Source organism: Natronorubrum amylolyticum, from assembly GCF_052040145.1.
Lineage (GTDB): Archaea > Halobacteriota > Halobacteria > Halobacteriales > Natrialbaceae > Natronorubrum.
Map to the genome: position 1 here is coordinate 60,740 of NZ_JBPPFW010000005.1, position 26,649 is coordinate 87,388.

27 protein-coding genes are annotated in these 26,649 nt (G+C 63.7%); 14 read left to right on the top strand and 13 right to left on the bottom strand.

The window, feature by feature from the left end:
• Nucleotides 1-92 precede the first annotated feature (92 nt).
• Nucleotides 93-1,052, top strand: a complete 960-nt coding sequence (locus tag ACSFDB_RS18115; RefSeq protein WP_440772316.1) for a cupredoxin domain-containing protein — start codon at nucleotides 93-95, stop codon at nucleotides 1,050-1,052.
• 96 nt (nucleotides 1,053-1,148) lie between these two features.
• Nucleotides 1,149-2,261: a pyridoxal-phosphate-dependent aminotransferase family protein gene (locus tag ACSFDB_RS18120; RefSeq protein WP_440772317.1), complete on the top strand. Its 1,113-nt coding sequence runs from the start codon at nucleotides 1,149-1,151 to the stop codon at nucleotides 2,259-2,261.
• A 76-nt stretch (nucleotides 2,262-2,337) separates the two neighbouring features.
• On the opposite strand, the gene ACSFDB_RS18125 is transcribed toward ACSFDB_RS18120, so the two are convergent.
• Together ACSFDB_RS18125 and eif1A are read right to left on the bottom strand one after the other, a co-directional pair.
• Nucleotides 2,338-3,702, bottom strand: a complete 1,365-nt coding sequence (locus ACSFDB_RS18125; RefSeq protein WP_440772318.1) for a S8 family peptidase — start codon at nucleotides 3,700-3,702, stop codon at nucleotides 2,338-2,340.
• Nucleotides 3,703-4,095: 393 nt separating this feature from the next.
• Complete coding sequence (eif1A, locus tag ACSFDB_RS18130) at nucleotides 4,096-4,386, bottom strand: translation initiation factor eIF-1A (protein WP_006065309.1); 291 nt, start codon at nucleotides 4,384-4,386, stop codon at nucleotides 4,096-4,098.
• 126 nt (nucleotides 4,387-4,512) lie between these two features.
• Here eif1A and ACSFDB_RS18135 point away from each other — a divergent pair, with 126 nt between their 5' ends.
• Nucleotides 4,513-4,692 carry a DUF7470 family protein gene (locus ACSFDB_RS18135; RefSeq protein ID WP_440772319.1) on the top strand — a complete coding sequence of 60 codons (180 nt, stop codon included), beginning with the start codon at nucleotides 4,513-4,515 and terminating at the stop codon, nucleotides 4,690-4,692.
• Nucleotides 4,693-4,751: 59 nt separating this feature from the next.
• Nucleotides 4,752-5,006: a DUF8015 family protein gene (locus tag ACSFDB_RS18140; RefSeq protein ID WP_440772320.1), complete on the top strand. Its 255-nt coding sequence runs from the start codon at nucleotides 4,752-4,754 to the stop codon at nucleotides 5,004-5,006.
• Nucleotides 5,007-5,040: 34 nt separating this feature from the next.
• On the opposite strand, the gene ACSFDB_RS18145 is transcribed toward ACSFDB_RS18140, so the two are convergent.
• Nucleotides 5,041-7,014: a DUF460 domain-containing protein gene (locus ACSFDB_RS18145; protein ID WP_440772321.1), complete on the bottom strand. Its 1,974-nt coding sequence runs from the start codon at nucleotides 7,012-7,014 to the stop codon at nucleotides 5,041-5,043.
• A gap of 94 nt (nucleotides 7,015-7,108) precedes the next feature.
• Here ACSFDB_RS18145 and ACSFDB_RS18150 point away from each other — a divergent pair, with 94 nt between their 5' ends.
• Entirely contained in the window at nucleotides 7,109-7,762 is a 654-nt protein-coding gene (locus ACSFDB_RS18150; protein WP_440772322.1) for an ABC transporter permease, read from the top strand.
• Between the two features lie 226 nt (nucleotides 7,763-7,988).
• Nucleotides 7,989-8,807 (top strand): pentapeptide repeat-containing protein, encoded by an 819-nt coding sequence (locus tag ACSFDB_RS18155; protein ID WP_440772323.1) that lies wholly within the window; start codon nucleotides 7,989-7,991, stop codon nucleotides 8,805-8,807.
• A 600-nt stretch (nucleotides 8,808-9,407) separates the two neighbouring features.
• Here ACSFDB_RS18155 and rnz read toward each other — a convergent pair.
• From rnz to ACSFDB_RS18175, 4 genes are all read right to left on the bottom strand, one after another.
• Nucleotides 9,408-10,334, bottom strand: coding sequence for a ribonuclease Z (gene rnz / locus ACSFDB_RS18160; RefSeq protein ID WP_440772324.1), 927 nt, complete (start codon nucleotides 10,332-10,334; stop codon nucleotides 9,408-9,410).
• Between the two features lie 74 nt (nucleotides 10,335-10,408).
• Nucleotides 10,409-11,506 (bottom strand): poly-gamma-glutamate hydrolase family protein, encoded by a 1,098-nt coding sequence (locus tag ACSFDB_RS18165; RefSeq protein ID WP_440772325.1) that lies wholly within the window; start codon nucleotides 11,504-11,506, stop codon nucleotides 10,409-10,411.
• Nucleotides 11,503-12,753 carry a Mur ligase family protein gene (locus tag ACSFDB_RS18170; protein ID WP_440772326.1) on the bottom strand — a complete coding sequence of 417 codons (1,251 nt, stop codon included), beginning with the start codon at nucleotides 12,751-12,753 and terminating at the stop codon, nucleotides 11,503-11,505. The genes ACSFDB_RS18165 and ACSFDB_RS18170 overlap by 4 nt, the downstream gene beginning before the upstream one ends.
• A gap of 10 nt (nucleotides 12,754-12,763) precedes the next feature.
• Nucleotides 12,764-13,933 carry a poly-gamma-glutamate biosynthesis protein PgsC/CapC gene (locus ACSFDB_RS18175; RefSeq protein ID WP_440772327.1) on the bottom strand — a complete coding sequence of 390 codons (1,170 nt, stop codon included), beginning with the start codon at nucleotides 13,931-13,933 and terminating at the stop codon, nucleotides 12,764-12,766.
• 613 nt (nucleotides 13,934-14,546) lie between these two features.
• On the opposite strand from ACSFDB_RS18175, the gene ACSFDB_RS18180 reads away from it, so the two are divergent.
• From ACSFDB_RS18180 to ACSFDB_RS18195, 4 genes are all read left to right on the top strand, one after another.
• Nucleotides 14,547-15,665: a DUF7282 domain-containing protein gene (locus tag ACSFDB_RS18180; RefSeq protein ID WP_440772328.1), complete on the top strand. Its 1,119-nt coding sequence runs from the start codon at nucleotides 14,547-14,549 to the stop codon at nucleotides 15,663-15,665.
• 53 nt (nucleotides 15,666-15,718) lie between these two features.
• On the top strand, nucleotides 15,719-16,723 hold the full coding sequence (locus ACSFDB_RS18185; RefSeq protein ID WP_440772329.1) for an AAA family ATPase: 1,005 nt from the start codon (nucleotides 15,719-15,721) through the stop codon (nucleotides 16,721-16,723).
• A 165-nt stretch (nucleotides 16,724-16,888) separates the two neighbouring features.
• A complete protein-coding gene (locus ACSFDB_RS18190; protein ID WP_440772330.1) occupies nucleotides 16,889-17,281 on the top strand; it encodes a hypothetical protein in 393 nt (130 codons plus the stop codon).
• A gap of 167 nt (nucleotides 17,282-17,448) precedes the next feature.
• Complete coding sequence (locus ACSFDB_RS18195) at nucleotides 17,449-17,892, top strand: acyl-CoA thioesterase (protein ID WP_440772331.1); 444 nt, start codon at nucleotides 17,449-17,451, stop codon at nucleotides 17,890-17,892.
• Nucleotides 17,893-17,923: 31 nt separating this feature from the next.
• Here ACSFDB_RS18195 and ACSFDB_RS18200 read toward each other — a convergent pair whose 3' ends face one another.
• Nucleotides 17,924-19,333 (bottom strand): hemolysin family protein, encoded by a 1,410-nt coding sequence (locus ACSFDB_RS18200; protein ID WP_440772332.1) that lies wholly within the window; start codon nucleotides 19,331-19,333, stop codon nucleotides 17,924-17,926.
• 100 nt (nucleotides 19,334-19,433) lie between these two features.
• Between ACSFDB_RS18200 and ACSFDB_RS18205 the strand changes: the two genes are divergently transcribed.
• The 3 genes from ACSFDB_RS18205 (at nucleotide 19,434) to ACSFDB_RS18215 (ending at nucleotide 20,922) form a co-directional block, all read left to right on the top strand.
• On the top strand, nucleotides 19,434-19,712 hold the full coding sequence (locus tag ACSFDB_RS18205) for a glutathione S-transferase N-terminal domain-containing protein (protein WP_090312352.1): 279 nt from the start codon (nucleotides 19,434-19,436) through the stop codon (nucleotides 19,710-19,712).
• Nucleotides 19,712-20,224, top strand: a complete 513-nt coding sequence (locus tag ACSFDB_RS18210; protein ID WP_440772333.1) for a redoxin domain-containing protein — start codon at nucleotides 19,712-19,714, stop codon at nucleotides 20,222-20,224. The genes ACSFDB_RS18205 and ACSFDB_RS18210 overlap by 1 nt, the downstream gene beginning before the upstream one ends.
• 89 nt (nucleotides 20,225-20,313) lie before the next feature.
• Nucleotides 20,314-20,922 carry an L-threonylcarbamoyladenylate synthase gene (locus tag ACSFDB_RS18215; RefSeq protein ID WP_440772334.1) on the top strand — a complete coding sequence of 203 codons (609 nt, stop codon included), beginning with the start codon at nucleotides 20,314-20,316 and terminating at the stop codon, nucleotides 20,920-20,922.
• Nucleotides 20,923-21,016: 94 nt separating this feature from the next.
• On the opposite strand, the gene ACSFDB_RS18220 is transcribed toward ACSFDB_RS18215, so the two are convergent.
• Complete coding sequence (locus tag ACSFDB_RS18220; RefSeq protein ID WP_440772335.1) at nucleotides 21,017-21,700, bottom strand: CRISPR-associated protein Cas4; 684 nt, start codon at nucleotides 21,698-21,700, stop codon at nucleotides 21,017-21,019.
• A 527-nt stretch (nucleotides 21,701-22,227) separates the two neighbouring features.
• Nucleotides 22,228-22,818: a conditioned medium-induced protein 4 gene (locus ACSFDB_RS18225; protein WP_440772336.1), complete on the bottom strand. Its 591-nt coding sequence runs from the start codon at nucleotides 22,816-22,818 to the stop codon at nucleotides 22,228-22,230.
• A 181-nt stretch (nucleotides 22,819-22,999) separates the two neighbouring features.
• Between ACSFDB_RS18225 and ACSFDB_RS18230 the strand changes: the two genes are divergently transcribed.
• Nucleotides 23,000-25,198 carry a heterodisulfide reductase-related iron-sulfur binding cluster gene (locus ACSFDB_RS18230; protein WP_440772337.1) on the top strand — a complete coding sequence of 733 codons (2,199 nt, stop codon included), beginning with the start codon at nucleotides 23,000-23,002 and terminating at the stop codon, nucleotides 25,196-25,198.
• A 208-nt stretch (nucleotides 25,199-25,406) separates the two neighbouring features.
• On the opposite strand, the gene ACSFDB_RS18235 is transcribed toward ACSFDB_RS18230, so the two are convergent.
• From ACSFDB_RS18235 to ACSFDB_RS18245, 3 genes are read right to left on the bottom strand one after another with little or no spacing between them, the layout of a single operon-like run.
• Nucleotides 25,407-25,841 (bottom strand): hypothetical protein, encoded by a 435-nt coding sequence (locus ACSFDB_RS18235; RefSeq protein WP_440772338.1) that lies wholly within the window; start codon nucleotides 25,839-25,841, stop codon nucleotides 25,407-25,409.
• 55 nt (nucleotides 25,842-25,896) lie between these two features.
• Nucleotides 25,897-26,337 (bottom strand): type II toxin-antitoxin system VapC family toxin, encoded by a 441-nt coding sequence (locus ACSFDB_RS18240; protein WP_440772339.1) that lies wholly within the window; start codon nucleotides 26,335-26,337, stop codon nucleotides 25,897-25,899.
• Entirely contained in the window at nucleotides 26,334-26,612 is a 279-nt protein-coding gene (locus ACSFDB_RS18245) for a hypothetical protein (RefSeq protein ID WP_440772340.1), read from the bottom strand. The genes ACSFDB_RS18240 and ACSFDB_RS18245 overlap by 4 nt, the downstream gene beginning before the upstream one ends.
• Nucleotides 26,613-26,649 lie beyond the last annotated feature (37 nt).

Genomic DNA, 26,649 nt, shown 5'->3' on the forward strand with positions numbered 1-26,649 from the left:
CAGTTGAACCGGTGGCGACTCACTGGTCAGTCGCTCCGCTGTCGCCTCGAGAGAACGGTTGGTTTTATGAAGTTTGTCGGGAAGGAGTACGTATGCCAACTGCCGATCCGGTTACACGTCGGACGCTGTTGTACGTCGTCGGTGCTGGGGCCGGAGCCGGAACGCTCGCGGGCTGTGTCGACCAGGCGGGGACCGACGGGACCGGCACTACGGCCGACGACGGTGACGGCGATACCGACGACGGGTCGACCGACGACGCCGACTCCGGAGCGGAACCCGGCGCCGACGAGACCAACGCTGACGACGAGACGACCGACACCACACTCGAGTCCGGGACACAGATTCGATTCGACGGCCAGACCAGTGGCTGGGTCGGTCTCGAGCCACCGGCAATTGACGGCGAGGAAAATCCAACACTCCACCTCGAGGCCGGCGAAACGTACGACATCGGCTGGGTCACTGGCGACGGGCAGCACCACAACATCGAGCTCTGGAACGAAAACGACGAAGTCGTCGACGACTACCGGACTGACCTGACCGACGCCGAGGAACCCGACGACCAATTGCTCGAGTTCGAGGCGAGCGAGGAGCTGGCGTACTACGTCTGTGACCCACACAGCGGAACGATGCGCGGTGAGATCCGGACCGACGGTGCCGAACCCCCGACGGGCGACGAGGATCAGCACGACGACGATAGCAGGTCCGAAGCCGGCGACGCCTTCAGTATCGATCCCGGGACCACCATGGTCTTCGACGGACGGGTGCAGGGCTGGGAGGGACTCGAGCCGTCGGTTATCGCCGGCGAGCAGAACCCGACGCTCGCCCTCGAGGAAGGCCAAACGTACCGGATCGGCTGGGAGAGTGGTGACGGCGTCCCCCACAACATCGAGCTTCGGGACCGGGACGACGAGGTCGTCGGCGACTACGAGACCGACATTACGGACGAGCCGGACGACGACCAGTTCCTTGAGTTCGAGGCGAGCGAGGAACTCGCCTCCTACGTCTGCGACCCGCACGACGGTTCGATGCGCGGCGAGATTCTGCTCGAGTGATCAGTATCGGAAAGATGCGGCGAGAACTGCGAACGACTGTGGCATCAAAAGTACCATACCGTCTCGCGACCCAGTAGCTCGTATCAGGTGGCTTTCGTGACCGAAAAACGCGAGTACAAAGACGAGTATCCCGACAAGACGCTGTATATTCCGGGTCCGACCGAGGTCCGCGAGGACGTCGTCGAGGCGATGTGCGAGCCGATGTTCGGCCACCGCACGGACCGAATGACGGACCTCTATACGACCATCGTCGAGGACACGAAGGAGTTCCTCGGCACCGAGAACGAAGTCATCATCCTCACGGGTTCGGGAACCGAGTTCTGGGAGGCGTCGACGCTGAACCTCGTCGACGAGAACATCCTCGTTCCGACCTGTGGCAGCTTCAGCGAACGCCACGCCAACGTCGCCGAGCGACTGGGCAAAAACGTCGACCGCCTCGAGTACGAGTGGGGGCAGGCGATCAAGCCCGAAGACATTCGCGAGGAACTCGAGACGAGCGACGAACACTACGACGTGGTCGCGACCGTGATGAACGAGAGTTCGACGGGCGTTCGCAACCCTATCGAAGAGATCGGCGACGTCATCGCGGAGTACCCGGACACGTACTTCGTCGTCGACGCGGTTTCCGCACTTGGCGGCGATTACGTCGATATCGACGACCACAACATCGACGTCATCTTCGCCTCGAGTCAGAAGGCATTCGCCATGCCGCCCGGACTCGCGATCTGTGTCGTCAGCGACGAGGCCTACGAGCGCGAACTCGAGAAGGAGTCCGCGTCGTGGTACGGCGGCTTCCAGCGGACGCTCGACTACTACGACCGAAAGGGCCAGACCCACTCCACGCCGGCGATTCCGATCATGCTGGCGTACCACAAACAGATGAAGTACATGCTCGAAGAGGGCCACGACGCCCGCGACGAGCGCCACCGAGAGATGGCCGAGTACACTCGCGAGTGGGCCGACGAGCACTTCGCGATGTTCCCTGAGGAGGGCTACGAATCCCAGACGGTGGCCTGTATCGAGAACACCCAGGGGATCGACGTCGCCGAAACCATCGAGACCGTCGACGAGGAGTACGGGATGGTCTTTTCGAACGGCTACGGCTCACAGCTCGGCGAGAAAACGTTCCGAATCGGCCACATGGGCGAACACGACCTCGAGTCGATTCGAGAGCTGACCGACGCCATCGAGGACGTCGCTGGACTGTAGTCGACGGTCCAAGCATGTAGCACACCGGTCAGAAAACCGCTTTTCGTCGGTCACTCCGGTCGTACCGCAACGACGGCTACGAAAACAGCCGCCGGAGCCAATCGACAAAGCTCGCAAGTAGGTCCGCAAGTCGCTCGAGCACGGACCGGAGTCCGTCGAAGAACCCGCCGGCCCGATCCGTGTCCTGACTGCCACCGTCGGTCGCCCGCTCGTCGCCGACCGCGGCGCGGGCGTCCACGAGTCCGTCGCCCTCCGCACACGTTCCGAGCACTTCTTCGGCCGATTCGGCGAGAATCTCCCTGACCGGCTCGTTCGGTCCCGGGCCGGACTCCTCGCGGGTCTCCCAGACCAGCGCCGCGACGCCGGTGACGAACGGGCAGGCAACGCTCGTCCCGCTCGCCTGCGCGTACTGGTTGTCGACGGTAGTCGAGTTGACGTCCGTCCCTGGCGCCAGTAGATCGACAGCCGAACCGACGCTGCTGTAGGACGCCAACGTATCGTCTTCGTCCATCGCAGTAACTGCGACGACGTCGTCGTGCATCGCCGGGTGAGTCATCGTCTCCTCGTCACAGGAGTCGCCGCCGTTGTTCCCTTCGTTACCGGCCGCACAGAGTAGGAGGTGTCCCGCCGAATGTGCGGCCTCGATCGCGTCGTCTAGCGTGGAGCTCGATTCCTCGCCGCCGAGGCTCATCGAGATCAGTTCCACGTCGTTCGACATACACCAGTCGATCCCGGCGATCAGTTCGCTGTACCGGCCGGAGCCGTCGTCGCCGAGCACCTTCACCGCGTACAGGTTCGCCTCGGGAGCGACGCCGACGACGCCGCGGTCGTTGTCCGGCGCACCCGCGACGCCGGCGACGTGGGTCCCGTGGCCGTGGCGATCCTCGTAGTCGGTCGGTCCCCCGTCGCTGGTGAAGTTCCGACCGCCGGCGACCGACAGGCTGCAGTGGTCCGACTCGATGCCGGTATCGAGAATCCCCACGTCGACGCCCGATCCGTCCGGGTCGACCTCGTCGGCACCGATGCGCTCGACGCCCCACGAGGGTCGCTGGTCAGGGTGGGTCGAACAGTCAGAGTCGTCCGGCGGGTTCAGAATATCCGAGAGGGACGGCGACCAGTCCGAGGGGATCCTCGTCTCGTCGTCCTCTTCGACGAACGACACGCGACGGTCGCCGCGCAACTCGTCCAGGCTGTTCGAGGGGACCTCCGCAACCACGAACTCGAAGTTGTCGAACTCGAAGAGCGTCCTCCCGCCGATAGCCTCGACCACACCGAGTACCTCACCCAGCAGTCCGTTGCGCGGGTGGACGAACACCCTGCGGGCAGAAGTCCCCGACGGAGACGAAGACGCCGACGCCGACGCAGATCCCGAGAGTCCGATCAGTCCCGCGGAGACGCCGACTCCGACACCCTGCAGGAGCTGACGCCGACTGAGAGTCATGCATACGTGAATGTAAATCGAGAAGATAAGCTTTCTGTACGATGCTGGCAGTTATGTCGAACAGGGCAAAATCGATGGCCGTGAGTCCGCTCCGAGCGCTGCGAGGAGCGGACAAACCGGGGAAGGGCAGGCGTTTGGTCAGAGAATTTGCGGTACAGCCGGTGAGACATTCACCATTGTACTGTCGGCGAGTGAGCGGTTCGGAGAACCCGAATGATGCCGTTCACCGCGAGTGAACGTAGTGATCGAGCGGGCCGACGACTGATCCGAAGTGAACGCAGTGAACGGAGGGGAGGGAGGAGTGCTTTTGGTCCAGCTTTTGCACTGCGCTCTGACGCGACGACGGCAGCTACGCTGCCGTACGTCGCGTCGACGCTCGGCAAAAGCTGGGTTTTACTGGATATGGCCTTCCCGACGAAGCTGGTCGGCCTCGCTCTTCTCGTAGCGCCAGGTGATGTCGGCTTTCTCGTCCTGCCAGTCCCACGGCTCGACGAGGACGACGTCGTCCTCGCGGATCCAGATGCGCTTTTGCATCTTGCCGGGGATTCGCGCAGTACGCTCCTGGCCGTCGGCACACCGTACTTTCACCCGATTCGCCCCGAGCATGTTGGTGACGGTCGCGAACACCTCGTCGTCCTCCGGCATCCGGAGATTCTTCCGACCGCCCTCACCGTCGTCGCTCATACGTCGTCGTTCGGAGCCGAGCGGTTTAATGTTTTATCGATTTTGTGAGGGCGTCTACGCGCCGGCAGTGACTCTCGAGGCCGGAAAACCACGCCGTTTATTTTCCTCCGCTCGGCACTCCTGCGTATGTTGCAGAATCTCGGACCGCTGGGAATCGTCGGTCTCGTTATCGTGCTCGCCGGAATCGGACTCATCGCCTACGAGAGTCTCCTGATCGCCGCCGGGATGGCGATGGTCCTCGCCGGGCTCGGACTGGTCGTCAAGGCGCTGATCTCGGGAATGCTCCAGAGCTTCGGGATGTTCTGACCGCCGGGGCTGCGATTGCGCTCCGAACTATTTTGTCGGTTCACCGCCTCGATACTGGCATGGGATACACGCTCCACTACTACGATCTGGTGTTGGTCTGTATCGCCGCGAGCCTCGGTCTCGGAGCGGGAATCGGCTACGCGACGCCGGTCGCGATCGAACTCTCGATCACCGCGTTGGGTGTCGTCGCGATCGGCTTTATCGCCCACGCGCTGTTCGTCAACGGGCCGGTCGACGAGCCGGAGGATCTGACCGACGAGGTCGCGGTCGAAGAGGTGCCGCGGGTGCTCTCACCGGTCAGCACGGCGGACTGAGCGGTGGACTGAGCGGAAAATCGCGGCTGCGATATCAGACTTCGTTGTCTCCGGCTCGGTGTTCGCTGATGAGCTGGTCGACCATCGACGCCTTGCGGTCGCGCTCGCGTTCTTCGGCTCGCCCGTGCCAGTCGTCGATGACCGCCTCGACGTCGTCCTCGCGGGCGACGGCCAGTTCGTCGACCTCCTGCATGGCGACGTCGTCGGCCGGGCCGACCGGAATCTCCTCGTCGAAGAGGATCTCGTCGGCGATTTCGGAGAGCCCGCCCTGCTTCAGGACGACTCTCGGCTCGAAGCCCGCGAGGAGATCCGCCGTCGATTTTCCGGCCCCGCTCGCGTCCCGAACGAAGACGACATCACCCGCGGCGATGCCGTACTGCTCGTCGGCCTCGCGAATCGCGCCCTTCGTGAACTTCTCGATCACCTTGACGGGAACCAACCCTTCCTTCTTCGCCGAGACGTCGCTGAAGTTCGAGTGATCGAGCTTCCAGAGCGCCTTCATCCGCTCGACCTTCCCCTCCAGATCCTCGACCGCCTCGCGAGCCTCGTCGCGTTCGCGCTCGAGGCGATTGGCTTTCCGCTCGAGCCGATTCACCTCCCGGTCCTTCCGAACCTGCGTGCGCTCTTCCCGGCGAGCGAGGCTGAGTTTCGACTCGAGTTCGTCGATCCGATCGTCCCGGTCCTCGATGCGGCCCTCGAGCGTCCCGACGTGTGACTGGAGTCGGTCGACCTGTCGCTCGAGGTCCTTGATCCGTTGTTCCTCCTCGGTGAGTTCGCGGGGTTCGTGTTCCGTAGACTCCTCCTCGGGCTCCTCGTCGTCGTCCAGATCCCGGAGGACGGCCTCGACGCTCTCCTCGCCCGCGACGACGCGGGCGGTCACCTCGCCGCGGTCGAGCCCCGGCGGCAGTTTGTCGGCGATGCGCTCGAACTGGTCCTCGTGGGCGTCGACGGCGTACAGTGCGGCGGCCATCGCGTCGCGCTGGTGGTCGTCGTCGTAGGGCTCCTCCCGCGTTCGATGCTGTTTCTCGTCGATCGGCAGATCGCTCGTCGGCGTCCAGCCCGCGGCGTCGAAGCTTCGGCGGAACTTCTCGACGGTTTCGGGGATCGGCGTCACGTCCGCCGCGACGATGATCGGTCGGCCGCGCTCGACGATCCACTCGATCACGTCGGCGGTGTCGCTGGTGCGCGAGCTCCAGACGTCCAGCACCTCGCCCTCGAGCGAGACGATGGCGACGGCGGTCGTCGTTCCGGGATCGATCCCGACGACGACGTGGTCTCGGCGTTTGACGAGCGGCTGGAACTCGATGCCGTCCCGCCGTTCGCGTTCGATCTCGACGCGGACGTCGCCCGAGCGATTGCGCGAGACAGGGATGTCCTGCGGCCGGGCCTGAACGGTGAAGACGGCGTTCGCGAAGCCGCCGTAGGCCTCGCGGGCGTCTCGCTCGTACTCGAGGTTTTCGTCCTCGAGTGCGGACTCGACCTCGCGGGCTCGTTTCCTGACCGAGCCGTGGATGCGACGGGTGTAGCGGTCCTCGCTCCAGCCCCCGCTGCCGGTGGAGCGGCCGCGGGCGACCTTGACCTCGGTCGTGTCGGTAAAGGCCGAGACCTCGTGGCCGACGTTGTGGGCGGCCAGTCGGGCCGCGGCCTCGGCTTCTTGCATCGGATCCTTCCCGTAGGGGATGCCGTGGCGTTTCGCGACGCGGGAGAGCGGTTCGGGCTGTTCGGCGCCCGTCACCTGCACCAGCTTGGTTCCGGACGGAAGCGAGCCCAGAAAGTGGATGAGCTGATCCTTGTCGGCCGCCAGCTCGTACATGTTGTCCGTCGCGATGATCGCCGGCTCCTCGTCCTCGATCAGTCGCCGGAGTTTGCGGTGGGAGACGACGTCCCGGCTCACGTCCTCGCCGTCGTAGACGACGAGCGCGTAGGAGGGAGCGTCGCCCCGCACGTCACCGCTTTGGATATCGACGCCGAAAACGACCGCATCGAGGGCACTCGTTCGCGTACTCACGGCCGGCCCTAGGGGCGAGTCGGTGATAAATCCGGCGCGGGTTCGTGCCGGCCGTCGACCAAACCGCTAAGGAGCAAGCGGTCACGACAGTCGTATGGACAATCGGGAGAATCAGACAGAAACCGACGAGCACGTCGAACCGGCCGAGCGGATAGACCGAGGCGGCGGATCGTCGGAACGGGGCGACGAACTGGAACGCGGACGGGGGGACGATCCGAACGGAGCGTCGGTCGTCGATCTCGCACAGCAGCCGATCGTCGCGGCGTGGACGACGTACCTGACGCTGCTACTCACCCTGGTCGCCGTCGGCTACGGCCTGTTCGCTATCCTCAGCGATGCGGTCGACGAGGACATCGCCGAAATGGGTGACGGCGTCGCGGGCTTCGACGCCGCGTTCGAAGCGGCGTTTTCGATCCCCCTCACGGGCACCCCGTATCTGGCGATCCTCGTCGCCGTCTTCGTCGGCGCATTTCTCGGCTGGCGACTCAAGCACGACCGATCGACGACGTATGTCACGGCCGGTCTCGCGATGGGCGTCGCGACGGCCGTCTTCTGGACCCTCGCGGCGCTGTTCGGGACGATTCCGCTTGCGATCTCGATCGATATCGGCGGTTTGCTCGTCAACGCGCTCCTCGCAGGCATCACCGCGGGACTCGTCGCCGCAGGTGGCGTCTGGGCGACGCGCACGCGAGCACCGATAACCCTCGCGGTAGACGAGCCATCTCACGACGCGGTGGACGAAACGTGAGCGCGTCGCACCGATCGAGGACCCGACGATACTCGAGCGGCCGGCGACGACCGTGAGAGCCGGAACGCAAGAGACACGCCGGACGATCCCGTCAGCGATGCGAGGTGCTCGAAACGAACGCGAATAGGGAGCCGAACGCGATCGACCGCTCGAGGGGGCAGACCACAAAAGATTTGACAACTCGTTATCCTTCTTCGATGAACGACGCGATTCGGGTGACGTAAACATGCCAAACAGCGATCCCACGCGCGCTGACTCGAGGCCGTCCAGACGCCAGCTACTCCAGCGCATGGGTGCCGTCACTGCCGGCAGCACCGCCGTCGGGCTATCTGGCTGTCTCGCGGGACTCGGTATCGGCGGGGAAGAGTGCAACGGATACACGATCGAGTCCGAAGCCGATCTCGAGGGTGCGGATCTGTCAGGGTGTGATCTCTCGGGTACCGACCTCTCGAAGGCGACGCTGACGAACGCGGACCTCCGCGGTGTAGACCTCAGCGAGGCGAATCTCTTTCTCGCGAATTTCGAGGGTGCAGATCTCAAGGACGCAGACCTCAGAGACGCGACGGTCCTGATCGGCGCGCTCACGAACGCGAACATCACCGGTGTGAACCTCTCCGGTCTCGATCTCTCGAACGCGGCGCTCTCCGGCGAGGAGCTCGCCGACGTGAGCCTCGTCGACGCCGATCTCACGGGAGCCGACCTCTCCGGGGCGAATCTCGCGGGAGCCGATCTGTCGGGTGCGACGGGAGTCGATGCGGACCTCGAGGACGCCGACCTCGCCGAGGCAAACCTGTCCGGTGCGGATCTGACCGATGCAACCCTCCCGAATGCCGACCTCTCCAACGCGGATCTCTCGGATGTAGATCTGACGGACGCGGTCTTTCCGACCGTCGACCTCTCGGGCGCGGACCTCACGGGAGCCGACCTGACGAGTTCGTATCCGGTCGGTGCGGATCTCACCGACGCCGACCTCACCGGTGCGACGTGGCTCGACGGCACTGAGTGCGAGACGGCGGACTGTGGGGGCTACGCCGACCGGCTCTGAGCGAAGGCGGGAGCCTCCGAGCGCGAGTCGTAATCCCGCTCTTGGCGGAGTGTCCCACTCGAGATAGTAGTCGACGAGCGACGATCAGCGACGAGCAGCGACAACGACGACCGAAATCGAACCGTCCTCGAAATGACGGCCCAACCCATTTTACCGTCTCGCTCGATGTCTACGTATGCGCGGTACGTAACCGATGTGAGGCCTGCAACGCCCACTTCAAAGCGTCCCGAAAGCAGTGTGGCGTGTGCGGGACGGCCGGCATCGAGACGGAACGCGACCGGTGCCCGAGCTGCGGGACGAGTTTCAGCGATTCGGCCCACCAGTAGTGCCAGCGGTGCGGATCCGACGAGGTTGAACTCATCGGAACGGGGTAGTCGGGATTCAGCGGACGCCTACGGAGCCGCGTCCTCGATCTCCGTCGGTTCGTCGATCTCGGCAGTATCGTCTCCCGACTCCCGATCGGAATCGTGACCTGAATGTGACGCATTTCGTAGGGCTAGTCGCTCGGCGCGAAAATCCCTGGGTCGGAAACTGCATGGCCGCAATGTGTCGCAACGGACCCCGTGGCGTCGCTGCCCCGCCGATCGGCCGACGGGAAAGTTACGCGTCCGGATAGGAAATCTCGAGCTCGTCGCCGTCGTCCGGGAGGAACACCTCCCCCTCGAACACCTCGCGGGCCTGCTCGAGGTGGTCCCCGACGTGGCCCGCGTACCGGGAGGAGAGGTGCATCAGGGCGAGCCGGTCCGCCCCCGCGCGGTTCGCGATTTCGGCTGCCTGTCGGGCCGTCGAGTGGGCCGTCTTCGCGGCCCGATCGGCCCGGTCGTCGGCGAACGTCGCGTCGTGGATCAACAGATCGGGCTCGTCCGCGACCTCGATCGTCGCCGTCGTGGGTCGCGTATCACCGGTGTAGACGATCGATCGGCCGGGTCGAGGCTCGCCAACGACCTGTTCCGGATCGACGACGGTTCCGTCCTCGAGTTCGACGGACTCGCCGGCGTGGAGTTTCGAGAACTTCGGTCCCACTGGAACGCCAAGCTCTTCGGCGCGTTCGCGGTCGAAACGGCCCTTGCGGTCGTCCTCGAGGAGTGCGTAGCCGACCGACCGGGCGTCGTGGTCGGTCTCGAAGACGCGGACCTCGTACTCGTCGGCGCGATAGGCGACGTCGCCGTCGCCGACCTCCTTGATTCGCACGGGAAATGAGGGGCGGTTGCCGAGCGCATTCACCAGCGACTTCAGCTGGCGGCGCGTGCCGTGGGGCGCGTGGATCGCCAGCGGCTCCTCGCGGTCGTTGAACGCCATCGTCTGGAGCAAGCCGGGAATCCCGAGGACGTGATCGCCGTGGAGGTGCGTGACGAACAGGTGCGAGATCGAAAAGCCGGTGCCGAATCGCATCAGCTGGCGCTGGGTCCCCTCGCCGGCGTCGAACAGCAACTGCTCGCCCTCGCGAGCGACGAAGATACTGCTCGGGTTTCGCTCCGTCGTCGGAATCGCCCCGGCCGTCCCCAGAAACGTCACGCGCAGTGGCATCGATTGCTGTTCGGTCGGGTAGGAGTATACGGCCTTCGGATTGGCGCGAAAAATGAGCGCGATCGAGTGGTGGCTTACTCGCAGCTTCCAGCCATCGCAGTCGGCTCGAACTCGTCGTCGAAGGCGGCGGCGACGCCGTGGGCGATCGGCTCCCAGTACGCGCGTCGGGTCGCGTAGCTCTGTGCGACGAAGACGCCGTCGTCACCGAGCCGGTTGAGCAGCATCGAGTCTGCGGTGCCGAGCGGTTCGTCGGGAAGCTCCGCCGTGACCGCACAGGACGGCAGTGCGTCGTTGATCGAGTCGCGGACCCTCGCACGAAGCGCCTCGTCGGCGGTACCACCGATCTCGATTCCCGACTCGCAGACGCCACCGAAGTCGACGGCGACGTCGAAGTCGGTATCGGCGATCTCCTCGAGTTTCGGGAACGATGCCGGCGAGAGTTCGGTAGACGGGACGTACCACCGACGGAACGCGCCGGCGGCGGGAGTCGGTCCCCAGCCGAGCGCACGCCAGCTCGTCGCCGAGACGAGGTCCCCGACGAGGGCCGCCTGTTCGTCGGTTCGGGGCTGCATCCCGCCGCCGTGTGGAGCGATCGTGACGAGCGAACTGTCGCGCTCGTCGAGCCGTTCGACGAGTTCACCCCGCTCGCGCGCTTGCTCGACCGAGAGATCGTCAGCCGGAACGGTCGCCGAAACGTCAGCTTCGAACTCGTCGGGCAGCGAGTGTTCGGTTCGCGGGTCGGGACAGCTGTTCAGTTCGTCCGCCTCGTCGTCTACCTGACCGGTGAGATCGAGTCGGAACTTCCCGCTGTCCGACATCCGAACGATGTCGTCGGGCGCTTCCGGCCGGTCTTCGACGACCGTGTACGTCGCGAACTCGTCGTCGGAGCGGGCGAGTCGAAGCTGCTGGCCGACCGAGAGACCCGTCGCGTCGAGGAGTCGCGGGTCAGCTGAGACCGCCGTCCGGTTACCCACGAGGTCGTCCTGTGCGCCGGAGAGTTCACAGACCAGCGCCGTGTCGTACGAGTCTTCGGAGCGGGAGAGTGCCTCGTAGCTTCCGACGCCGAGCCCGAGCAACGCGGGCGAGGCGAGGGCGACGCCGAGGAATTTCCGTCGCGACGATCGCGAGCGGTGCTGTTCGTCACTGTCGTTGTCTGTCGAGTCGTCTGTCATTGGTTTGGAGCAATTGGGTTTTCGTGTGCGTTCCGATCCGCCGCACTGTCCTCGGATCGCACGGACAGTCGCGGCGAGTCGCACTGTTCACTGTCGTCGGTCCGCTGGTGGCCGTCGACCGCCTCGGTCCGCCGCCGAATCTCGTCGTCGAGATCCCGCATGAACTCGGCGACCGTGTTCCCCATGACGAGCACCGGCCAGCCGTCCGCCAGCGCGTCGTCGAGGACGTCGCCCGCCTCTTCGGCGTCCCCGTCGTGAACGACGACCGGGAGGTCCGTTTTTTTGGCAAACAGGTCCGCGTGAGCGCCCGCCACGCGCGCCTGTTCTATCGCACCGTCGTCGGCGAGGGACTCGAGATAGTCACGGAACGAGGCGGTCCGAGCGCGGCGGTCGCGACGCAGGTAGACGAACGGCTGGACCACCTCGTCGTCGACGAGCGATCGTCTGACCAGTTCGGTACTCTCGACGTCGTTGACGTCGGCGGCGTTGTACACCCGCCCGCCCGGAAGCGAGTGCCAGTCGACGCGGAACTCCTCGAGCATATCGTCGAGTACGCGTTCCGGAAGCGGTGGCTCGTCGATCGCTTCGAGGACCTCGTTGATGCCGTACACCGTTTCCGCACCCGGAACGTCGGCGTGTTCGTCCGGCACGTCGACGTGCGAGATCGTTGCTCCGACCGTCTCGAGTTCGCGCTCGAGGTAGGCCTGGAGCCGCGGATCCTGTTCGCCGCTGACGACGTGGGTCCCCTCGGGAGTCGCTCTCGCGAACGCGCGGGCGATATCGGCGCGACTGCCGCCGAGCGTATCGCGGTGGTCCTGCCGGACGTTCGTGACGACGAGGACGTCGGGCTTCCCGAACGTCTCGTTCATCATCCGCGTCGTGTAGTCCGTGATGCCCTGATTCTCGAGAATCAGCGCGTCGACGGGCGTATACTTGCGGAGTTCGCGAACGTTCTCGTAGAGCGTGACGCGCTCACCGCGATTGATCTCGTGTTCCCGGCCACCGTACAGCGACAGCGGGTGGTTGCCGGTGATCTTCGCGTAGGCGTCGTACCCGCGAGAGCGGAGGACGTCGTACAGCCGCTCGGTCGTCCCGGACTTGCCGCGCGTGCCCGAGACGACGATACGGACGTCGATCTCCGACAGCCGCTGGCGGTGGGCGTCACCGCGGGTGAACGACGTCGTCAGCCGCTTTGCGATTCGTGTGAGCGATTCGGTCACTGGTGGGTTGGGGGTTGGATATGACATGGTGTGCCGATCAGGTGGGATCGTTGGCGGTAACGTGTCGACGCGTTGGTGCGCTCGGACGAAGTCGCTCGAGTCGGATCGAAGCGATCGCGCCAGCGGTCACTGCGACCGCCCCGATGCCGAACTCGATGAGGCCTGGATCCGCGAGTAGTCCCGTCTCTGCCGGAGTGATCAGCAGTCCCAAGATGCCGACGAAGAGGACGAACGCGCCCGCGGAGAGCGCGAGCGACGTCGACCGGTGTTCGGGCGGCATCCGGTGAAGGTTGTACGCGCCGATTCCGACCAGAATCGCCGTAAAGAACAGGTGGAGACCCGACGTGACCGGTGCGACGATACCGATCGGCACGGAGCCGGCGACCGCGATCACCAGTCCGATTGCGAGCAACACCCGTCCGTACAGCAGCGTCCGACGGTGGATCTGCGCGAGCAACCAGTAGACGACGGCGAGACCCGCAGCGTAGAGCGGGAGTACCGACACCGACTGGAGCGTGAACAGCGCTAACAGCGGCAGCGCGATGATGCCGTTGAGCCTGATACCCCAGCGGAGGTACGCTCCCTCGGAGACGACCATCCCGACGAGAATCGCACCGAAGACCAGCGAGAGCGACGCACCGAGGGAGAACACCGCGTCTCCCACCGACGCCTGCTGGATCGCTGCGATGTCGGAGTTGTGACCGTACAACACCGGTGGCGTGAGCTGGCCGAGATACGGGGCCAGCCTGAGGTTGACGAGTGCGACGCCGACGCCGATCAGGCCGATCAGCGCCGAGACGCTCAACAGCACGTCGTCGCGGCGTCGGTCCGCCTCGAGTTGGTGGTAGTTGTACGCCGCGACCCCCGGCAGGATACTCCCCACGAACGTCACTGCCGAAAGCGTGAGAGTGGGAAACCCGATCACTGTCAGCCCACCGAGCACGCCGAGCGGGACGATCATACTGATCCCCATACTGGCCAACAGCAGCTGGCGTCCGAACAGTAACGTTCGGCGCTGGAGAACCGTCAACCCGGCGTAGGCGACCACGGTGGCGAGTGCGAACGCCGGGAGCGCGACGAAATCGTACAGTGCGTACACCGCAAAGAGCGGCACGACGAGGACTCCGGAGAGCCGAAGTCCGTGCCACTGAACGATTCCGATCCCGATCACCAAACCGAGTACCGTCAGTGTTGCAGCGACGATCATCGATCTGTGGCGCGTTCCATCGATCGGTTTCGGTCGTCTCGAGCGTCACGGACGACTGCCGTCGGCAGTGATGGCGTCCATCGGCGGCGCGACGATTTCTCGTGCGGAACTCGGTCGTCGACACCAGTCGTTCGAGGGGCGGCAGTTGACGGCAAGGGCCTCATATATCCAGACATATTCCATTGATAAATAAACTTTATCTAGAATCTTTTTCATCTGAATTTTGTGTTTCTATATATAATTATATATTATATTCATTGAGTGCTAGTTCGGAACAATGGCAACGCGTCAATGCGTTTCGACGGATCACTCGCAGACGGGGCGGCGTCCGCCGTTCACGGGCACATTCGATTTAACCATTCGGATACATGTTCGGAAATAATCATCACCAGGCACGGACAAGTCTTTTCGGTGAGAATTGTCAGACGTCGACCCCACACCGACGAACGAATCGAAGCGTCGAGAACGCGCCGCGAACTGCTCTCAACGAACTGCAATTACCGAAACAAGCGAATCACCTCGACGTTTTACATCGATGGACCGTGAAACGACTCGTAATGGCGACCGAGTTCGACCGGGAATCGTTCCGCGACAGCCACCACAAGTAGCCCCCATGAGCGCCAAATCGACACTGGGAACCATCAAACGCGTCGGCGCGATCCTGATCGCGATCGCGATCGTCCTCGCCGCGGGAATCGTCGTCGGGCAGGCCCCCGCCATCTTCGGCGTCGAGGACGACCCCGAAGCATCGATCGAGTTCGAAGACCAGCAAGGGACCGGCGATAACGTCACGATCCAGGAGGTAACGCTCTCGGACGGCGGCTTCGTCGTTCTCACCGACGGCGGTGATGAGCCGCTCGCCGTCTCCGACTATCTCGAGGCGGGCACGCACGAGAACGTGACGATCGAGCGCGCGGAGGACGCCGAGGAGGACCTCGTCGGCCAGCTCACCGCGACGGTTCACCAGGATACGACCGGCGACGGCTACGCCTACGAGGAGACCGAGGGCGAGGAGGATCGACCCTACCTCGAGGACGGCTTCCCCGTCTCGGACACGGCGTCGGTGACGACGACCATGGACGACGACGCGCTGTCGGACTCGTTCCTCGTCGACTCGATCGACGCCCCCGCCTCGGCGACCACGAACGAGACGATCGAGATCACCGCCGAGATCACCAATCCGACGGAGCTCCAAACCCAACAGAACGTCGAATTCCGCCTCGGCGGCACCGTCCTCGAGCAACAGGTGCTCGAACTGGACGGCGACGAGACCCGCGAGGTGACCTTCCAGATCGACACGGTCGGCGCGCCACCGGGCGAACAGCCGATCGGCGTCTACACCGACGCCGACGGCGCCGTCACGACCATCGATCTCGAGTTCCACACCGATCCCGCGATCGAGGTGGTCGACGCGAGCGAGGCAAACGTCACGACCGACGTCGCGATCCCGGTCGACGGCTTCGTCGGGATCGAAGCCGAGAACGGCAGCCTCGTTGGAACGAGCGACGACCTCGAGCCGGGCGAACACAGCAACGTCACGGCCGAGTTCGACGAGGATGTCGAGATCGACGACGACGAGGAACTCACCGCGAGACTCTACGAGGGCGAGCCGGGCGACGACGAGCCGACGCCGTTCGAAGACGAGGACGGCGACGGCGTCGAAACGACGTTCACGATCGCGGACGTCGCAGAAGCGGAGGACGTCGAGGACGAAGCGAGCGAAACCGAGTAGCGCACGAGGGGCAACCGACCGATTCTTACCCGCCCCGTCCCTATCGACTGGCGATGGACGCGCCGCTGTGGACCGACACCCACGCCCCCGAGCTGGCCGAGTTGCCACAGGACGACGCTCGAGAGTACCTCGAGCGCGCCGTCGACGAGCCGATCAACCTCCTCCTGCAGGGACCACCCGGCAGCGGGAAGACGGCGGCGGCGCGCGCACTCGCCCGCAAAGCGCATTCGGACCCCGACAACGACCTGATCGAGATCAACGTCGCCGACTTCTTCGGCCGGACGAAGACCGAGATCAAGAACGATCCCCGTTTCGAACAGTTCCTCGTCGGCCGCTCTTCGCTGTCCAAACGGGACATGATCAACCACGTCCTCAAGGAGTCGGCGAGCTACGCCTCCGTCTCCGGCGAGTACAAGACGATCCTGCTAGACAACGCCGAGGACGTCCGTGAGGACTTCCAGCAGGCGCTGCGCCGGATCATGGAGCAACACCACCGGACGACCCAGTTTATCATCGCGACCCGTCAGCCCACGAAGCTCATCCCGCCGATCCGCTCGCGGTGTTTCCCCGTCTCATTCCGAGCGCCCTCGAGTCCCGAGATCGTGACGGTGCTCGAGCGAATCGTCGAACGGGAGGGCGTCGACTACGAGGACGACGGGCTCGAGTTCGTCGCGGGCTACGCGAACGGCAACCTCCGACAGGCCATTCTGGCCGCCCAGACGACCGTCGAGGACGAGGGCGAGCTGACGATGCAGGCGGCCTACGAGACGATCGGCGAGGTCGGGCTCGCCGAGGAGATCGAGGCGATGCTCGACGACGCCGAAGCGGGGGCGTTCACGGACGCTCGCAAGGCACTGGACGATCTGCTCGTTGACGAAGGGCTCGACGGCGAGGAGGTCATCGACTCGATCCTCGAGGTGGCGCGAAAGCGATATCAGGGCGATAAACTGGCGCAGGTACACCGACTGGCCGCCGACATCGAGTTCGAAATGCACGAGGGCTCGAGCGATCGAATTCACGTCTCGCATCTGTTGGCTGAGCTGGGACGGAACGCCTAAGCGCCCCGTACCCTCGTCGTGACGGGTGTCGGATCGGGAACCGTAGCTCGACGACACGTGAGAACTCAGCGGAGATGAAACCACGCAAATCGGTCGAAATCCGTACGCTGCAACGGTTTATTTATCGTATAGTAATCAACGACAGTGTGCTACGATCGGATACGGATGAACGACTCGTTCGACACGCTGTACGGGGCGCTGAACCGACTCGACGAGGTAACCGATCCGATCTATCTCGACGACGAGGAAGAGGAGCACTTCGACGCGTGTCTGTACGCACTAGACAAGATGGCTGAAGCGGCCATGGAAGCGGACGCGCTCGGCGAAGCACACCGGCACCGAACGCTCCGACTCGAGATGGCGGACGCACGGCAACGGGGTGAAACCGTGGAGATTCGACGCTCCGATGCGCTCCGACTATCGGTCGCACTCCGCCGGTACCGTGAACGACTTCGCGACCGCGGTTACGTAGTCAGCGGCGCGGTCCTCGAGCGAACCGTGCACGTCATCGACGAGAAACTCGAGAAGACGAGCACCGGGACGACGAACGAGCGTTGACGGATCGTTCGTGACCATCCCCGGTGCACGAGTCGGCGAAGAGAGTCGAGTACGAGCCGCGAGTCAGCGACGGGAGTCGAGCGAGAGACAGGAGTTCCCTCAAATCGTCGCGTGAGACGTGCGGTTCAGTGCGTGTTTTCTTCACCCCCTCCTGCGAAGAAGGTCGTATGCCGACCATCCTCGAGACGCACATCCAGAACCGATTCCGCGTCCAGCCGAACCACGCGAACAATAACGACACGCTCCACGGTGGCAACCTCATGAAATGGTTAGACGAGGTCGGAGCGATGTCAGCGATGCGCTTCGCCGGCGAGACCTGCGTCACCGCCCGCGTCAACGAACTCGACTTCGAGCGACCGATCGGGATCGGCGACACCGCGCTGGTCGAGGCCTTCGTCTACGACGTGGGTCGGACGAGCGTCCACGTCGGCTTGCGGGCGTGGCGCGAAGAGCCGAGAAGCGGGGAGACCGAACGGACGACCGAATCCTCGTTCACCTTCGTCGCCATCGACGAAGACGGCTCCACGGTCCCCGTACCAGAACTGCGGGTCGACTCCGAACGAGGCCGGGAGCTCCGGGAGCGAATGCTCGACGTCGAAGACGGCACGTAGCGAGGGACGACGGAGGAGTCAGAACCGACGATCAGTCCCGCGCTACCGACTCCTCGTCCGTTTCCGTCGCTTCCTCGTCCCCGTTCTCGCCTTCCGGCTCCGGGGGCTGCTCGAGTTTTCGCAGTCGCGCCATCATGATGCGGGTGTTCTCGACGTCCTCGACGGTGATGCGGACGCCGTCGTAAGTGATCTCCTCGCCCTCTTCGACGAGTCGGCCCGCACGGTTGAAGATGAAGCCGGCGATCGTCTCGAACTCCTCGCCCTCCGGCAGATCGATGTCGAGCGCCTCGTTGACGTCCTCGATGTTGACCTCCCCGCGGACGATGACGGTGTGCTCGTCGACCTCCTCGATCGGCTCGTCCTCGCCCGTTTTGAGGATTTCGCCGACGATCTCCTCGATCATGTCCTCGACGGTCACCAGCCCCTCCGTGGTGCCGAACTCGTCGATGACGATCGCCATGTGCATCCGGTTTTCGCGCATCTCGGTCAGCAGTTCGTCGACGTTCTTCGATTCGGGAACGTGGAGCGTCGGCTGGATGAGATCGTCGAGTTCCAGATCCTCGGCCTCGGTCTCGCCGTAGTTGAGATCGCGCACGAGGTCGCGGATGTGGACGACGCCCTGGACGTTGTCGAGACTGCCCTCGTAGACCGGGATGCGCGCGTGGCCGCTCTGAATGCAGGTCTCGATGGCCTCGTCGATGCTCGCGTCCTTCGGAACCGCCGTCATGTCGAGTCGCGGCGTCATGACCTCCTTGACGATGGTGTTGTTAAAACGGAAGATCCGCGTGAGCATCTCGTGTTCTTCCTCCTCTAAGACGCCCTCGCGCTCGCCCGACTCGATCATCTCTTGGATCTCGTCGCGAGTGACGTAGGGCGATTCGATCGCGCCCGTCGACCCCGTGAGTTTGTTCACCTGTCGAGTGAGGTAGTCGAAGAGAACGATGAGCGGGAACAGCAGGTACTCCGTGGCCTTCAGCGGCCTCGAGATGCGGATCGCCCACGATTCGGTGTTCTCGACCGCGTAGGACTTGGGTACGCTCTCACCGAACAGCAAGACGAGGGCGGTGATCCCGAAGGTGGCCAGCAACACGCCGACCAGGCCGCCGAAGTAGATCGACAGAATCGCCGTCGCGATCGAGGACATCGCGATGTTGACGATGTTGTTGCCGACGAGAATCGTCACGAGGAGCCGGTGTGGATCGTCTTTCAGGGATTTGACGAGCTCCGCTCCCGGAACCTCGTCCTCGACCATCCCCTCGAGGCGGTGTTTCGGCAGGTTGAACATCGCGATCTCCGAGGAGGAGAAGAATCCCGAAAGCAGGATGAGGACCACCACAGCGAGGGCCCCGACGATCGTCACCGTCGACTGTTCGAACGCGAGATCCAGGATGGGCACGTCGTAGGCAGCAAACACGACCTCGAGCAGCGGAGACAACGCCATTGATGTCGTTCATAATAGCTGGATCGGTTAACCGTTTACCATTTATGGCCTGGTTCGCCGGCGACGACACGTTTACCCACCCGTTTCCCCAACGAAGGCTATGGGAGCAGCCACCAGTGCAGACGGCGAGGCGCCGATCACGTTCTACCGCCTGCAGGCGTGTCCGTACTGCGAACGCGTCGCTCGACTGCTCGAGGCGTACGATCTCGACTACCGCTCGCGGTTCGTCGAACCGCTCCACTCGCGGCGAGACGTCGTCAAGCGCGTCGCCGGCGTCCGAACCGTCCCCGTCGTGGTCGACGAGACCACCGGCGTGACGATGGCCGAGAGCGCGAACATCGTCGATTACCTCGAGTCGACCTACGGAGGCGAGAACTAATGCCGGACTTCGAGGTCGTCGATCTCGGACCAACGGATCACCTCGAGTCGGGCGACGAAGCGCCTGCGTTCACGCGGCCGCTCGTGACCGACGAGTTCTGGGAGGACCGGACGCTCTCCGAACTCGCCGGCGAGGGCGGCCGAACGATCGTCGTCTTCACGCCCATGATCGGCTCGTTCGTCGCTAAGTACGTCTGGGACGAACTCGACGAGCGCGACTGGGCCGACCGCGCGGATCGCGTCGTCGGCGTCACCGCCTCGACACCGTACGCCGTCTCGCGGTTCCTCGACGAGAACGAGTTGCCGGTCGGCATCTTCGCCGATCCGGCCAACGAGATCGCCGACGCCTACGGTATCGCCCACGAGCTGGACGGGATGGCAGGGATCAGCGAGCCGCGACTCGCGTTTGTCGCCGTAGAGCCCGATCTGACCGTCGAGGCCGTCTGGGTCGCCACCGAGTGGCCCGAGTTCCCCGACTATGACGAGCTCGAGGAGCGGTTAGGGCTCGAGTAGTCGGTCGACTCTCGACCCGAAACCAACGGCTGCATGCCGCCAGCGCACGGGACGGTACGCTTTTGCCGCGGACGGATCGATACTGACGCATGACCGCGGACGCAGACGCACTCGAGCGCGCGGCGGCGGCGATCCGTGCGGGCGAGCTAGTGGTGTATCCGACCGAGACCGTCTACGGACTCGGCGCCGACGCGCTCGATGCCGACGCCGTCGAGCGCGTCTTCGAGGTGAAGGGGAGAGAACGGTCGAAACCGATCTCGTTCGCCGTCCCGACGTTCGAGACGGCCGTCGAGGAAGGGTACGTTCGAGCGAGCGAGCGCGAACGGGTGTTCGGCGCGGATTTTCTTCCGGGACCCGTGACGTTGCTCTGTGAGCGCACGGACGCCGTTCCCGACGTTCTCACGGCCGGAGCGGATCGCGTCGGGGTCAGAGTCCCCGACTGCGAGCCCGCGCTCGCGCTCCTCGAGCGCGCCGAGCGGCCCATTACGGCCACGAGCGCCAACGTCAGCGGGGAGCCGAGCGCCCGGCGAGTCGAGGAAATCGGCGATCGAGTGCTCGAGGAAGCGGTCGTTCTCGAGGCCGATCCGAGCGAGTTCGACGCGACGAGCGAAAGCACCGTCGTGGACGTTTCCGCGGGGACGATTCACCGTCGTGGTGCGCTGGCCGACGAGATCGAGGCGTGGCTCGAGGAGCACTGACTGACCGTCGAATTGCTGGACATCCGGCCTGACTATCGAGTCGCTGGTCGACCACCTGATCCGTGAATCGTCGCAACCCGAACCGAGCCGCGATTCAGAATCCGAGCAGCGAACGCAGCGTTCGCGTCCGAACGCCACACTGGGTCGCGAACTCGCAGGCGTCGCACTTCGACCGGTTGTTCGTCCGGGCCGGCGGCCCGTCGAGGTCGCGGACCGTCCGGAGCGCGCGGCGATACCGGGCCTTTCGCCGCGTCGTCAGGTCGACGGTCCGGATGACGCCGTAGGCGGGGTACTCGAGCCAAACCCGGTCGACTCGCTGCTGGTGCTCCCACGCCAGCGCCTTGGCGGCTGCGACGGCGTGAACCGATTGAGGCTCCCAGATACCCTGATCGGGCGGCTCACCGGCCGAGACGAGCACCGGCTCGAGGGGGTCCTCGAGGACCTTGTGGACGACCCCGTGGCAGTCGCGACCGCTGGCGTAGACGTCTTGATCACTGGGCTCACAGAGACGGCTCCACTGGTTGGCATCCGCGAGTCGCTCTCGAGTCGTCCCGAGGCGGTCACGATACTGAACGGGCGCGATGGCAATCGGTTCCGACTCGAGCGCGCCTGCAGGGGCCTCGAGGAGTTCCTCGTACCGCGTCGCGAGCGCGCGAATCGACTCGACCTGCGGCGGTGGTTCCCGATCGGCGTCGTCGCTCGTCCGCTGATAGTAGCACTTCCGTGGGCAGTAGGTGGCGGTTCGCAGGTCGCTAAACGAGACGTGGGCTCGAGACACGGACCGTCTGGCCGCCTATTCGTATATAAATCTCCGGACGACGCTATCGATTCGCTGGCCGTTAGCTGAGGTATTAGTGCAAAGCACGCTCACTCGCTGGGCGTAGTGAACGCTCGTGTTGCGAAACGAGGCTAACGGAAACGAGTGTTCTGCAGTTGCTGGCAACGATGAGTGCCACACCCACCCCAACCGATTCGCTCGTTCACGATGTTCACTCGCTCATCCCTCGCACGTTTTCGTCGCCCGGCCTCACTTTCGTTCGGCCGACCGACAGCGTGCGCCACCGTACGGAGCCTGATCGGTCCGGCTGGCAACGCCTTCACCTGTACTGACCGCAGTGAGTACCGAATTTGTCACCGGTAGATTTGATAGCTATCCCGACCAGAAACAGTGCGTAGACGACCGTATTCGTATGCGGTGCAAGCAATCGTACCGAGCGCGCCGCTGGCGCGCTCGGCATTTTTTCATCGAAGTTTTTTGCTCGAGAGGTCGGCCTTTGGCCGACCCGAGAGTAAAAAAGTTCGTTCTTAGAACTCGACGTCCGTCTCCATCCCCTCCGTCGCGTCCCCGAGACCGTCCTCGCGAACGTCGGTCGTCATTTGCTCGGAGAGGTCCGCATCCGCGAGGAGACTGTTGAACTCGTCGCGGTAGCGGTCGTTCGCCGCTCGCGACTCGTCTTCGGCCGCGGCGATGCGGCGGTAGCGTCGGATCTGGGCGCTGCTGACGTCGTACTCGTCGGCGAGCGTGGCGTCGTCTTCCTCGCGATTGCGGATGGCGGCGAGGTCGACTTCGTCGGCGTCGTCCTCGCCTATGAGGTGTAACGACATCCGTGCCTCGAACACGTCTGCCGGATCGACGCCGAAGTCGGCGGCGATCTCGTCGTCGCTGTCGCCCTCGTAGAAGGCTTTTGCGACGCCGATGAGGTCCTCGTTCGACAGCGACGTCTCGAACGCGTAGCGTTCGCGCATCTGCTGGACGACGCTCTCGAGGCGCTCCTCGGTCGTTCGCTCGTCTCGCTCGAGCGAGCCGCGCGTGTTCTCCTGGGATTCGGTGACGGTTTCCTCGCCGTCGGTGACGTCGGTGAAGATATCTCGGAGTTCTTCGGTTTTTTCGTTCATGAGTGGACACTCCCGACGGGTGGCTATTTAAGGCTGTTGCCAGCTAGGATTGGAGGATCGAGACCAACATGGACGACTATTATAAACTCGGAATCGTGGCAAAATTTTCGCAAGAGGGCGTAGCGGTTGTCTTCCGGTGAGTGTGGCAAGAATTAAGTCTCCGCCCCCCACGTCATTGTACATGAACGTCATAGCACAATCGGAGGTGGGACGGGAGACCTACCTGGGGATCGGCAGCGTCGGCTACGCGCTGTTCTATCTCCTCGTGGTGATTACGCTCGCCGTCTTCGCCTACGGACTCTACCAGCGGTTCAGCCGGTACACGCAGGGTGACGACGACCCGTTCGACCGACTGGACGACCTCCCGAATCGAATCGTCAGTTCGGCCAAGATCGTCCTCTCGAACGAGAAGCAGTTCAACAGAGACCTCTACGGCGGCCTGATGCACTCGTTTATCCTCTGGGGCTTCCTGACGCTGCTCATCGCGACGACGATCATTGCCGTCGAGCAGTACGGGACCAATATGCTCTTCGGGATCGTCTTCTGGGAGGGTGACTTCTACCTCGGCTATCAGTTCATGGTCGACGCGATGGGGCTGCTGTTCGTCGTCGGGATCGGGATGGCCCTCTACCGACGCTACTGGGTCCAGAACCACCGTCTCTGGGGACGCCACACCTCGAACGAGGACGATATCTTCATCTGGACGCTGTTCGGCCTCGGCGTGGGCGGCTTCCTGCTCGAGGGCTTCCGGATCTACATCACCGGCATGCCCGACCACGAGGTCGTGAGCTTCGTCGGCTACGGGCTCGCGATGCTGTTCGGGGCGATCGGCGTTCCGACGACCGAAGCGGCGATGAACGCGGACTACTCCGCCGTCGCGAACCTCGGTTTCAACGCCGAAACGCTCCACTGGCTGAGCTGGTGGTCCCACTCGCTGCTCGCGCTCTTTTTCATCGCGTGGATCCCCTACGCCAAGCCGTTCCACATGATCTCCTCGTTCGCGAACGTCGTCACGCGCGACGAGAAGGCTGGCAAGCGCCTGCCGAACGTTCCAGCTGATCTCGACGCGACCAACGCCGAATCCATCGACGACTTCACCTGGAAGGAGATCCTCGACCAGGACGCCTGTACCAAGTGCGGTCGCTGTTCCTCAGTCTGTCCCGCGAAGGCGTCCGACCGACCGCTCGACCCGCGTAACGTCATTCTCGACCTGAAGAAGTACCGCGAACAGCTCGACGCCGGCGGCGATGAGAAGCCGATGATCGCCGACGGCGGCACGAGCGTCATCAACACGGAGACGATGGAGTCCTGTATGGCCTGCATGGCCTGCATGGACGCCTGTCCCGTCGAGATCGAACACCTGCAGTCCTTTACCCGGCTGCAGCGTCAGATGACCGATCAGGGCGACATCGCCCCGAGCATGCAGGACGTCTTCCAGAACGTCATGCAGAACGGTAACACGTTCGGCGACTCCGCACGAAATCGCGGCGACTGGAGCGACGAACTCGAGTTCGACGTCCCCGACGCCCGCGAGGAGGAAGTCGACTACCTCTGGTACGTCGGCGACTTCCCGAGCTACGACGAGCGCAACAAACAGGTCGCTCGCTCGCTGGCGACGATCCTGAAGGAAGCCGACGTCAGCTTCGGCATCCTCTTCGACGACGAGAAGTACGATGGCAACGACATCCGCCGCGTCGGCGAGGAGTTCCTCTACGTCGAACTGGCCGGCCACCACGTCGAAACGTGGGAGGACTGTGAGTTCGACAAAATCGTCTGCACCGACCCGCACTCCTACAACACGTTCAAAAACGAGTATCCGGAGGTCGACTTCGAGGAGTTCGCGGACGATCCGATGATGCCCTTCGACTACGAGGAGTTCTGGAACGAAGACGGCGAGATCGAGGTCTACCACTGGACCCAGGCCGTCGAGGAACTCGTCGAAACCGGCGCGCTCGAGCTCACCGGCACCGAACTCGACTACACGGTCACCTACCACGATCCGTGTCACCTCGGCCGATACAACGACGAGTACGAGGCGCCGCGCGAACTCATCCGTGCGACGGGCTGTGAACTCGACGAGATGCCCCGCAACCGCGACAACTCCTTCTGTTGTGGCGGCGGCGGCGGCGGTCTCTGGATGGACTTCGAGGAAGAACCCAAACCGAGCGAAGAACGGATTCGGGAAGCGCTCGAGGACACCGACAACGGACCCGACATCGAGAAGTTCGTCGTCGCCTGTCCGATGTGCATGACGATGTACGAGGACGGTCGGAAAACCGGCGGTTTCGAAGAGGAGATCGAGATCGTCGATATCGCCGAGCTTGTCGTCGAAGCGATCGGCGCAGCGGAGGAAGCGAACCTCGAGGTCGCGGCCGACTGATCGGGATCGACTCGAATCGATTCCGCTACTCCATCCGTTTTGAACCGGCTTCGAACGTCGATTTTCTCTTTCCCGGGCGAGTACGCCCTCGGTCGTCTCGATGGCGATTCGATCGACGACGATGTGATCGAACCTCGGCTACGTGATCCGCAGACAGTTATTCGAATCGGCGGTAGAAATCTCACCCTCCCGGTTCGTGGAGTGGGCGTTACCACCGGCACCGGGTGTGGACGTCGGTGCTACCGATGACGGTACCGTCCTCGTCACCCAGGACGAGTGTTCGCTCCTGCCTGTCGGTCCTGTCGCCTGCTGACACCTCGAAGTTCCTGATGTCGCGCTCGTCTACGTCCTGCGTCCGGACAACATCGCCGTCGGGCGTTTGCACCTCGATCAGATCGATGGTGTCCGGATCGACCTCGAGGTGGACGTGGAGACACCGCCCCGTATCGTCGTCACACGGCCCCGTTTCCGCGGCGGCTCCGGTCGTGGTGCTGATGACGAACGAATCGACGGCATCTCTGTCGAACGACGGTCCGCCGGTCGTACACGAGCCGTAATCGATGATGCACCCGGCGAGTGCCGGCACAGTAGCCGCAGCAAGAAGGGGACGGCGGCGTACCAGTTGTTTTGGAGAAGGACTCATATCCAAATATTAACATTCGCATTAATAAAGTTTCGAGCCTCGAGCGGCAGTCGTGCTACGACACGTCGACTGCCGTCGGATCGATTCGGTCCACGAGTCCGTCGAAGTCGTCGTCGAAGCTGAGTACGGAATCGATATCGCTCCGTACGACGATTGCGATCGTACTCGCATCCGTGAAACTGAGCGAGTGGTCGTCGTATCTCTCGAACGTCTCGAGCGTCTCTTCGAACAGTTCCGAGTCAATCTGTTTCAGTTCGATCTGATCCGGATACTCCCCACCCCCGAGAATCCGCTGTCCGATAGTCCACGCAGCGTCGTAGCTGCCGGTGCGTTTCCGCGTGAGCGTTACCGCGTCGTCGATCACGTAGTCGCTCGTGTACGGCTGTCCGAGACGTCCCGCCAGAACAGCACGCATCGCATCCGAGGCGTCTTCGTGTCTCGCCGCGGCACTGTCGTGCTGTGCGAAGAACACGCCGGTGTCGATGAAGGTGCTCATTCGCCGTACAGTACGGTGTCGATGTCGTCTTCGGTCGTTTCGATACCCGAGTCGACGGTTCCGGACAGCCACCGATCGATCTCGTCCTCGGACAACGGCTCGAACTCGTCGCGAAACGAGTCGATTAACTCGTCTTTAGACTCGTACGTGCTGGTAACGATTCGCTCGAGAAGGTCCTGTTGAGTTACGTTCTGGCCCGTCTCGAGTCGTATCTCTGCCTGGAGTTCCTCGAGTCGGGATTGCGTCGTATCTGTAACCTTGATCGACGTGCTCATACAGTGTAGTAGTGGATTCCACTGGGAAAACTGTTCT